This is a genomic window from Amaricoccus sp. (genome assembly GCF_017993425.1).
Lineage (GTDB): Bacteria > Pseudomonadota > Alphaproteobacteria > Rhodobacterales > Rhodobacteraceae > Amaricoccus.
In genome coordinates this window covers 1-9,140 of sequence record NZ_JAGOMQ010000075.1, presented here as the reverse complement: position 1 = coordinate 9,140, position 9,140 = coordinate 1, and the positions used below count along the sequence as shown (strand labels likewise).

Sequence of the window (9,140 nt, the reverse complement as noted above, 5' to 3'; positions counted from 1 at the left end):
TGCAAGCTCATGGACTTCAAACGGATCGCCCTCCGCGCATGCAAGACCGACGAAAGCTTCGCCGCCATGATCTACGCCACAGCAACTGTCCTCAACACCCGGTGAATCTCAAAAGGCCCTAGCTGGGCGCGGAGTGGAAGCGAGAATGCTCAACCCACCCGCAGACGGGCGCTCAGGGGTTTAGGCGGCATTGTGCTCGGCTCGGTCCAGGAACGCCTGCGCCTGGTCGCGGCTCTCCAGCAGATGCGTCGCGCCGCCATGGAGCGTCTCGCCGAGCTTCATGCGCAGGAAGGCGGAGCCGGAGTAGCGCGTCACCTTGCGGTAGAAGCGCTCCTCGAGGTCCGCGACCATCCGCGCATAGTCGGCGGCGACGTCCTCCTCGAGCCGGAACCAGTCGTAGTTGACGATCACGTCCACCCGGCGCCCGAGCGGCGCGCAGAGGCGCTCGACCCGGGCGCGGATCTGCTCGATGTCGTCGAGGTCGCGCACCCGCATCTTCTCGAAGTTGACGAAGAGCCGCCCGCTTTCGGGATCGAGCGCGATGCGCTCGGGAAGGTCGAGATGCAGCAGGTCGCGGCGCAGGTCCATCGGCTCGGGGCGGAAGATGCGGCCGTCCATCTCGCGCAGATCGCCGATCGCCGGGCGGAACGCCATGTTCGCCAGGATGTCGCGGTCGAGGTCGATGCCGGGCGCGATCTCGGTGAGGGCGAGCCCGTCCCGGGTCAGCTCGAAGACGCAGCGCTCGGTGACGTAGAGCACCGGCTGGCCGAGCCGGGCGGCCCGGGCGCCGGAGAAGGTCACCTGCTCCACCGCCTCGCGCAGCTTGACCGCCCGGCCCTCCTGCTCGATCCGGATGCCGCCGTCGCCGACGATCGCCTGGAGGCCGCCGGCGGTGAAGGTCCCGGCGAAAACCACGCTGCGGGCGCTCTGCGAGATGTTGATGAACCCGCCCGCGCCGGCGAGCTTCGGGCCGAAGCGGGAGACGTTGACGTTGCCGACGCGGTCGGCCTCGGCGAGGCCGAGGCAGGTCATGTCGAGCCCGCCGCCCTCGTAGAAGTCGAACTGGCTGTTCTGCGGGATCAGGGCGTCGATGTTCACCGCCGCCCCGAAGTCGAGGCCCGAGGCGGGCTGGCCGCCGATGACGCCCGGCTCGGTGGTCAGGGTCAGGTGCTGGAGGAGGCCCTCCTCGGCGGCGACGGCGGCGACGCCCTCGGGCATGCCGATGCCGAGATTGACCACGCCGTTCACCGGCAGCTCGAAGGCGCAGCGCCGGGCGATCACCTTGCGCGCGTCGAGCGGCATCGGCGGGATCGCCCCGGCCGGGCTGCGGACGCGGTTGGTGAAGCCGTGGCTGAAGGCGGTGGCGTAGGTCTGGAGGTGCAGGTCGGGCTCCGCCAGCACCACGGCGTCGACGAGGATGCCGGGGATCACCACCTCCCGGGCGGACAATGCGCCCGCGGCGGCCATCCGCTCCACCTGCACGATGACGATGCCGCCGCTGTTGCGGACCGCCATCGCCTGGGCGAGGTTGTCGAGCACGAGGGCCTCGCGCTCCATGGCGACATTGCCCTGCTCGTCCGCCGTCGTGCCGCGCAGCAACGCGACGGTCAGCTTGGGCGCATGATAGTAGAGCTGCTCGGCGCCGGCGAACTCGACCAGCTCGACGATCTCCTCGGTGGTCTGGTCGTTGATGCGGCCGCCGCCGTTGCGGGGATCGACGAAGGTCTCCAGTCCGACCCGGGTCATCAATCCCGGCCGGCCGGCGGCGATGTCGCGGTAGAGCTGGCTGATGCAGCCCTGGGGCAGGTTGTAGGCCTCGATCCGGCCGCCGGTGGCGAGCGCGCCGATCTTCGGGATCAGCCCCCAGTGGCCGCCGACCACCCGGCGCAGCAGCCCGTCATGGCCGAGCCGGTTCAGCCCGCGCTCCTTGCCGTCGCCCTGGCCCGCGGCGAAGACCAGCGTCAGGTTGCGCGGGGAGCCGGTCTCCAGGAACCGCTCCTCGATGGCGCCGAGCAGCGCGTCCGGCACGCCGATGCCGACGAAGCCGGAGGTGGTGAGCGTGTCGCCGTCCTTGATCAGGTCGGCGGCTTCGCGGGCGGAGACAAGCTTCTGTCGCATCGGTTCCCCCTACGGCCAGGCTCGCCCCGTCAGGCGGCGATCCACCCGCCATCCACCGGCAGGGCGACGCCGGTGATGTTCTCGGCGATATCCGAACAGAGGAAAAGCGCAACGCCAGCCAGCTGCTCGACCGTCACGAACTTCTTGGTCCACTGCGCCGCGAGCAGCACGTCGCGCTTGACCTGGTCCTCGGTCATGCCGCGGGCCTTGGCGGTGTCGGGGATCTGCTTCTCCACCAGCGGTGTCAGGACGTAGCCGGGACAGATGGCGTTGCAGGTGATCCCGTTCTCGGCGGTCTCCAGCGCCACCGTCTTGGTGAAGCCGACGATCCCGTGCTTGGCGGTGACGTAGGCGGACTTGAACGGCGACGCGACGAGGCCGTGCGCCGAGGCGATGTTGATGATCCGGCCCCAGCCGCGCTTCTTCATGCCCTGCACGGCGGCGCGCGTCGCGTGGAAGGCCGAGCTCATGTTGATAGCGATGATCAAATCCCAGCGATCGAGCGGGAACTCCTCGACCGGAGCCACCGTCTGCACGCCGGCGTTGTTGACGAGGATGTCCACCGCGCCGAAGCGCTGCTCGGCCGCCTCGACCATCCGGGCGATCTCGTCGGGCCGGGTCATGTCGGCGCCGTCGTAGACCACGGTCGCGCCGGCAGCCTCCAGCTCCGCCCTGGTCGCCTCGATCTCCTTCCGGTCGCCGAAGCCGTTCAGCACGACGTTCGCGCCCGCCGCGGCGAACCCCCGCGCCAGTCCAAGGCCGATGCCGGACGTCGAGCCGGTGACGATCGCCGTCTTGCCCTTCAAACTCATCGCTTTCCTCTTACGTGGGAGCAAATGGCCGCGGCCGCCCGGTCGGGGAATCCCGACTCGGGTCGCAGAGGATCGGGCGCCAGACGATTGTCCGGCGCAGGTGCGGGTCATCGCCGGCGTCAGAAGCTGACCCGGTCGCCTCCCTTGAGGCCGAGAATCTCGCGCGCCTCGTCCGGGGTCGCGATTTGCGCGCCCAGGTCCTCGATGATCCGGCGGATCTTCGTCACCTGCTGTGCGTTGCTCTCGGCGAGCTTGCCGCGCGAGATCAGCAGGCTGTCCTCCAGTCCGACGCGGACGTTGCCGCCCATCTGGCTCGCGATGGTGGCGAAGGGCATCTGCGCCCCGCCCGCGCCGAGCACCGACCAGCGGTAGTCGTCGCCGAACAGCCGGTCGGCGGTGCGCTTCATGAAGACGAGGTTGTCGATGTCCGGGCCGATGCCGCCGAGGATGCCGAAGATGAACTGGATGAAGACCGGCGCCTTGAAGAGGCCGATGTCCATGCAGAAGCGCAGGTTGTAGAGGTGGCCCACGTCGTAGCACTCGTGCTCGAACTTGATGTCGTGGGGCGCGAGCTGGTTGGCGGCGTTCTCGATGTCCGCGAAGGTGTTGCGGAAGATGTTGCCGTCCGACTTGGCGACGTAGTCCTTCTCCCACGGGAACTTCCACGTGTCGTAGCGCTTGGCCAGCGGGTGGAAGCTGAAGTTCATCGAGCCCATGTTGAGCGAGCACATCTCCGGCGAGAAGCGCAGCGCCGGGGCGATGCGCTCGTCGATGGTGTTGGTCAGGCTGCCGCCGGTCGAGATGTTCACGACCGCATTCGTCGACTGCTTGATCCGCGGCAGGAAGGTCGCGAAGGCGTCGGGGTCGATGGTCACGCCGCCGTCGTTCGGGCGGCGGGCGTGCAGGTGCAGGATCGCCGCCCCGGCCTCGGCCGCTGCGATCGCCTGCCCGGCGATGTCGTCCGGCGTGTAGGGCAGCGCATCCGACATGGTCGGCGTGTGGATCGCCCCGGTGATGGCGCAGGTGATGACGACGGGTTGCTTCTTTGCCATTGTTTCCTCCCCAATTCAGTCAAGCAGCGCCATGTGGGGGCGCAGGAGATCGTCGAAGCGCACGAGGTTCGAGAAGTCGGGGACGCTGCGGGCGCCCTGCGCCTCGCTGACGAGCTCGACCACGCGGTCGTTGAAGGGGGTCGCGACACCATGCTCGCGACCGGTCCTGCAGACGATGCCGTTGATGAAGTTGATCTCGGTGTCGCGGCCCTTCTCCAGATCCTGCAGCATCGAGGCGCGCAGCTGGCGGTGCTGGGTCCAGATCTTCTTGATCATCGGCAGCACCTCGGGCGCCGCTTCCGGCGAGGAGAGCAGGAACTTCTCGAAGTCCTCGCCCTGCATGTGGGCCATGCGGTGCCCCGCGGCATGGGCGGCGCGCACCGTCTCGTCGGCGATGAAGACGACGCAGAGGAGCGACCGCCGGTCGTCCATCACGTCGCCGAAGGTGCAGCCGAGCGCGGCGGACATGCCGCTGAAGGTCGCGTTCATCAGCACCTTGGACCAGCGGACGCCCATCAGGTCGTCGAGGATCTCCGTCCGGCCGACGCAGCCGAGATAGCTCTGCACCGTCTCGAGGCGGGGACGCATCACCCCGTCCATCTCGCCGATCTCGAAGGCGAACCTCTTCACCGCCTCGGCCGTGGTGGTCAGGCTCGAGACGCCCGGCCCGATCCAGGTGGCGCCGAAACCGACGGCGCCGCCGATGGTGCGCGACTGCCCGACCACCGCCGCGACCGAGGGCTCCGGGATGCCGTTCTGCAGCGTGCAGACGATGCTCTCGTCGTGCAGGAACGGCAGCAAGTTCGACAGCACGGCCTGGTTGGCGGTCTGCTTGCTGAGCAGGAAGACGAGGTCGTACTGGCCCGTCATCTCGTCGGGCGTCAGCGCCGTGACCGGCGCCAGCAGGTCCATCTGGCCGGTGACCCGGGCGCCGTCGCGGTTGAGCGCGTCGACGTGCTCCCGGTTGGTGTCGATCAGATCGACGGGCTTGCCGCCCTTGGTCATCAGCGCGCCGATGATGGTGCCGAGGGACCCGGCTCCGATGATTGCCGCTCGCATGGTGTTTCCTCCCCGGAAAATCGGTTGGTTGTCTACGTTCGCGCCGGTCTCGTTACCCGTGCGGGAACAGGAGGAAGGCGATGCTTCCGACCGTGAAGGTGTAGAGGAAGATGACGAAGGTATACGGCAGGATCGCCTGGAACCGGATCTTGTAGGCCGCGATGAAGGGCAGCGCCCAGAACGGCTGGATCAGGTTCGCGAGCTGCCCGCCGGTGCTGTAGGCGTTGATGATGTGCGGCGTGTCGATCCCGAGTTGCTGGCCGGCGGGGACGATGAACGGCGCCTCGATCGCGAACTTGGACCCGCCCGAGGGCACGAAGAAGTCCATGATCGCGGTGTAGACCATCACGATCCACGAGTAGGTCCGCGGCGTCGAGATCGACAGGAACCAGTCGGTGATGATGTGCGACAGGCCGGAGTGGACGATGATCCCGAATATGCCGGCATACATCGGGAACTGGATGATGACGCCGTAAGTCGTGCCGATCCCGTTCCGGACGGCGCGGACGAAGTTGAACGGCGAGCCGTGCAGCGCCAGCCCGAGCCCGAACAGGGTGAAGTTCAGGACGTTGAGGTCGATCTTGCCGAGGCCGTTCTTGCCGAGGAACTGGGCGACCCAGATCAGCATGCCCGCGCCGAGGACCGTCAGCAGGATGCGCGACCGCTCCCAGCGCTCGGCAGGCCTGAGGTCGCTGACCACCTCCTCGGGCGCGACGTAGCTGAACTCCTTGTAGTGCTCGTCGCTGATCTCGATCGCCCGCTCCTTGGACGGCATCATGTAAATCAGGATGAGCGGGATCGTGATGAACTCGAAGAACACCAGGACGAGCAGGAAGTTCGACAGCGCGGTCTGCGTCAGCGGGATCAGGCCGCCGAGCGTCTCCTCGAGGAAGTTGCCGGGCGTCGCGGCGAGGAGCGGCGCCGACTGCGACGGTCCGTTCGCCATGATCAGCATCATCGAGTACGAGGCGGCGACGAGGATCGGGTAGTGCAGGCCGATCCCGCGCTTGCGCACCGCCACTTCCTTGCCCATGACGATGGCGATCATCATGCCGGCGGCCCAGTGCAGCCAGCTCGCCGCCCCGACGATCATGCAGAAGACGAGGAGCGTCGACTTCGGCCCGGAGGTCAGGCCGATGATCTTTTCGATGACTCGCCTGACCGACTTCGAGTCGGCCACGACGAAGCCCGTGATCATCATCACGGTCAACTGCATCGCGAAGGTCAGGAGGACCCAGAAGCCCTGGGCATAGTCGTCGATGAGCTGGAGCGGGCCATGGTCGGTCAGCAGCAGCGCCGCCAAGTACACGATCATCGTCAGACAGGTGACGAAGACCATCGGCTCCGGAACCCAGTTGAGGCTCCATTCGGTGAATTTGTCGGCTATGCTGCGGTTTGGCGAGGAATTATCGGAACTCTTGCCACGGCCGGCGCTTGGGCTGCCCCCAACGTCCATGTCTACCCCCACTTGCTCTTGTGGGCGCCGCCACGGCGCCATTGATCGCAGCCGGGACGGTAGCTATGTAGGCGCATCGGCATAAGTGCAGCTTCGGACATTAAGATGTTCGAAAGGGACATTGTGGAGGCCATCCTTGTCGCTGCCGTCTCCCGACGATCGCCTCTACGCCCCCTACAAGATCGGAGCGCTGGTCGAAGTGCTCGCCGAGCAGGGCATTCCCCCAGAAGAGAGCCTGCGGGGCAGCGGGGTCGGTGTCGCCGATCTCGAAGACCCTCACGCCCTGACCTCGGTGCGGCAGTACATGATCGTCTGCATGAATGCCGTGTCGTTGAGCCACGATCCCACCACGTCCTTCGAGGTCGGGTCGCGTCTGCATGTGTCGGCCTACGGCATGTACGGCTATGCGCTGCTGTCGTGCCTGACGTTGCGTGAGTATTTCAGGCTCGCCGTGAAGTACCGCCGGCTGGCGACGCCGCCCCTGTCGATCGACTGGTCGGAAGATTCCGAGACCGTCGTCTGGACGTTCCCAGACGCCTTCGTCGCGAATCCGTCGCAGATGCTGCGCCGGTTCCTGATAGAGCAGCAATTCAGCCTGCACGTCACCCACCTCGAGGACGTGGCCGGCCGGAGCTGCCCGCCGCGCAAGGCGTGCTTCGCCTATCCGGCGCCTGCGCATGCCGACATCTATGCGCGGTACCTGAGGTGCCCGTGCCACTTCGACCAGCCGCAGTTCGAGCTCGTCTACGACGCGTCGCTGCTCGACCATAAGCCGCAGATGGCGCACCGGCTGACGGCTGTCCTGCTGCAGGAGACCTGCGACCGGCTCATCGGGCACGACAAGACCTCCGCCGGCACAACCGGCTATGTCTATCGGGCGCTGATGGACCATCCCGGCGACTTCCCGACCATGGAAGCCGTCGCGGAAACGCTGAGCATGACCACGCGAACGCTGCGGCGTCACCTCGAGGACGAGGGAACGTCGTTCCGGGCCATCGTGGACGATGTCCGATCCTCGCTCGCGCGCGAGTACCTGAAGACGACGCGGATGAGCACCCTCGACATTGCAATGCTGCTGGGATTCAGTGACGATGCCAGCTTTCGGCGGGCGCTGAAGCGTTGGACGGGAAAGGGCCCCGGCCAGCTGCGACGGTAGTGCTCGCGTCGCGTATCGTGGCCGTCGGCGGCACAGGCAGCTTCCGGGCAGAGCCTACTCGAGGATCTCCATGCGCTCGACCGAGATATAGCGGCGCTGGAAGCCTCGATCGACCTCGGTGAGGAGGCGCACGGTGCTGGGCTTGACCTCCCGCCCACGCCCAGACCTGCGCTCTATTTCCGCGCGGATCTGGCCGGTTGCATCCTGGGAGATAGTATGCCCCGCGCTCGTGCGCGACGATGTTGCCGGCTGCATCTGCCAGGTGATCTGGTCGAGCACGCAGCCCGAGTACATCGCGTACCGCGGGACCTCGGGCATGCCGGTCTCGATCGACATGCTGGGCAGCGTCCAAGACCCGGACTGGAACTCGTGGGTGTAGGGAGCTTCCGCGCCCGTGGTCGTGGGTGTCCCGAACGCCGCCTTCAGCCAGAACCCCAAGGCCTCGGCGTCGAGTGGCACCACGACATCGCCGTCGGCCGTCACCGCGTCCTTGATCGGCGCCAGCGGATCGCGGCCGTAGCCCAGCAACTCCGAGTTCAGCAGCGGCTGCTCCGCGCCAAGCGAGGTGCTGGCGAAGGGCAAGCGGGTGTAGCCGCTGGCGGGCGGCGTTCCATAGGTCGTCTCGAACGCAAGCGCCATCAGCGCCCGCGCCCCCTGGGCTCGTGCCATGGTGTTCTCCTCGGGTTGTCGGGATCAGCCGAGCGGATCGGCCGTGGAATAGTGCATGACCACCGGGATGACGGCGGCCTTGAGGCTGGCCGCGCCCTCGACGGGCAGATCGACCGGGCGCGGAGCTTCCGCCTCGACCCAGTCGCAGAGCCCGCCCAGCGTGCGGTCGGCGGCGAGCGCCGCGCCGATGCTGGCGATCAGCGTGTCGAAGGCGGCGTCACGATCAGTGCCCTGAACGACCGCCTCGATCTCGGCGCGGTGCTGGTAGTGGTAGCGCAGGGGCGACAGCGTCACCTCCGGCTCCCCCGGCTCGCCATCGCGCAGGATCAGCAGCCCTTCGGCCGGGACGCGCTCGGGCAGCACGTCGCCGCGGAGCGTGGTCGCTGGCAGCACCGAGAGCCGCGTGTGCAGCGCGGCGAGGATGGTTTCACGAGTTGTGGGCATCTTCTGTTCAGCTTCCATCCTTTAAGCCGAACGCCATATTCGTCGCGTTTCGAGGCATCTTGAACGGCAGGTTGGGAAATACCATTTCGATAGATACGAGTGCTTTGCCTGGTAGGTCTGGTGGGTTGGGGTTCGATTCCCCTTCATCTGCTCTGTCTCGGTGGCCTTCTAACCTTCATCGCCCTTTGGGCTTTGGCTTACGCCGTTGCGCTATCAACAACGAATGGAAAGGAGCACCACATGGATGCAGAGCACGCTACTACTGAGAAACCCAATGTCGCCGTCAGCTCGCTGGCAAACACAATCTGGGCCATCGGGACGAGCATGTGGTCTGGTCTGGCCCTATCAGGCAAAGCACTCGCGCCAAGATCATT

General features: G+C 66.8%; 7 protein-coding genes and 2 pseudogenes. 2 read left to right on the top strand and 7 right to left on the bottom strand.

Annotated features, from left to right (window positions below):
- Positions 1–105, top strand: a pseudogene (locus KBB57_RS19575) (IS5/IS1182 family transposase); the annotation flags it as partial.
- A gap of 75 nt (positions 106–180) precedes the next feature.
- Here the strand turns inward: KBB57_RS19575 and KBB57_RS19570 are convergent.
- The 5 genes from KBB57_RS19570 to KBB57_RS19550 all read right to left on the bottom strand — a co-directional run bounded on the left by KBB57_RS19570 (position 181) and on the right by KBB57_RS19550 (position 6,497).
- Complete coding sequence (locus tag KBB57_RS19570) at positions 181–2,118, bottom strand: acyl CoA:acetate/3-ketoacid CoA transferase (RefSeq protein ID WP_290753977.1); 1,938 nt, start codon at positions 2,116–2,118, stop codon at positions 181–183.
- A gap of 29 nt (positions 2,119–2,147) precedes the next feature.
- Positions 2,148–2,930: a 3-hydroxybutyrate dehydrogenase gene (locus KBB57_RS19565; RefSeq protein WP_290753974.1), complete on the bottom strand. Its 783-nt coding sequence runs from the start codon at positions 2,928–2,930 to the stop codon at positions 2,148–2,150.
- A gap of 119 nt (positions 2,931–3,049) precedes the next feature.
- Positions 3,050–3,982, bottom strand: a complete 933-nt coding sequence (locus tag KBB57_RS19560; RefSeq protein WP_290753973.1) for a 3-keto-5-aminohexanoate cleavage protein — start codon at positions 3,980–3,982, stop codon at positions 3,050–3,052.
- A gap of 15 nt (positions 3,983–3,997) precedes the next feature.
- Positions 3,998–5,041 (bottom strand): ketopantoate reductase family protein, encoded by a 1,044-nt coding sequence (locus tag KBB57_RS19555; protein WP_290753971.1) that lies wholly within the window; start codon positions 5,039–5,041, stop codon positions 3,998–4,000.
- A gap of 52 nt (positions 5,042–5,093) precedes the next feature.
- Positions 5,094–6,497, bottom strand: a complete 1,404-nt coding sequence (locus tag KBB57_RS19550; RefSeq protein WP_290753969.1) for a TIGR00366 family protein — start codon at positions 6,495–6,497, stop codon at positions 5,094–5,096.
- Between the two features lie 136 nt (positions 6,498–6,633).
- On the opposite strand from KBB57_RS19550, the gene KBB57_RS19545 reads away from it, so the two are divergent.
- Complete coding sequence (locus KBB57_RS19545) at positions 6,634–7,653, top strand: AraC family transcriptional regulator (protein WP_290753966.1); 1,020 nt, start codon at positions 6,634–6,636, stop codon at positions 7,651–7,653.
- A 249-nt stretch (positions 7,654–7,902) separates the two neighbouring features.
- Here the strand turns inward: KBB57_RS19545 and KBB57_RS19540 are convergent.
- A pseudogene (locus tag KBB57_RS19540) lies at positions 7,903–8,322 on the bottom strand (phage tail tube protein); the annotation flags it as partial.
- A 24-nt stretch (positions 8,323–8,346) separates the two neighbouring features.
- Positions 8,347–8,766, bottom strand: a complete 420-nt coding sequence (locus KBB57_RS19535; protein ID WP_290753963.1) for an acyl-CoA transferase — start codon at positions 8,764–8,766, stop codon at positions 8,347–8,349.
- Positions 8,767–9,140 lie beyond the last annotated feature (374 nt).

Excerpts from the sequence above, each read along its gene's own strand:
- KBB57_RS19570 (WP_290753977.1), bottom strand. The coding sequence starts at position 2,118 with ATGCGACAGAAGCTTGTCTCCGCCCGCGAAGCCGCCGACCTGATCAAG.
- KBB57_RS19565 (WP_290753974.1), bottom strand. The coding sequence starts at position 2,930 with ATGAGTTTGAAGGGCAAGACGGCGATCGTCACCGGCTCGACGTCCGGC.
- KBB57_RS19560 (WP_290753973.1), bottom strand. The coding sequence starts at position 3,982 with ATGGCAAAGAAGCAACCCGTCGTCATCACCTGCGCCATCACCGGGGCG.
- KBB57_RS19555 (WP_290753971.1), bottom strand. The coding sequence starts at position 5,041 with ATGCGAGCGGCAATCATCGGAGCCGGGTCCCTCGGCACCATCATCGGC.
- KBB57_RS19550 (WP_290753969.1), bottom strand. The coding sequence starts at position 6,497 with ATGGACGTTGGGGGCAGCCCAAGCGCCGGCCGTGGCAAGAGTTCCGAT.
- KBB57_RS19535 (WP_290753963.1), bottom strand. The coding sequence starts at position 8,766 with ATGCCCACAACTCGTGAAACCATCCTCGCCGCGCTGCACACGCGGCTC.